Genomic DNA, 284 nt, shown 5'->3' on the forward strand with positions numbered 1-284 from the left:
TCAAACTCAGAGTCAGCGTCAGTAAGTGAGTCAATTTCAGCTTCACAATCTGAATCGAACTCAGTTTCAGCTTCAGAAAGTGCCTCAGTTTCAGCATCACAATCTGTCTCTAATTATGAGTCAGCCTCAACAAGTGAGTCAGTGTCTGAGTCACAGTCAGTGTCTAACTCAGAATCAGCATCTGTAAGTGCGTCAATTTCTGAATCACAGTCTGCATCAAACTCAGAGTCAGCCTCAGAAAGTGCGTCTGTATCAGAATCACAATCTGTTTCAAACTCAGAGTC

Annotated in this window: 1 protein-coding gene; it reads left to right on the forward strand. The window is 42.6% G+C overall.

Annotation, left to right across the window (positions count from 1 at the left end; translation table 11 throughout):
- Positions 1-284 (forward strand): hypothetical protein (locus tag HMPREF2979_RS01310; protein WP_186821179.1); only part of this gene is annotated, 284 nt, incomplete at both ends.

This window comes from Streptococcus sp. HMSC078H12 (genome assembly GCF_001814615.1).
Lineage (GTDB): Bacteria > Bacillota > Bacilli > Lactobacillales > Streptococcaceae > Streptococcus > Streptococcus salivarius_F.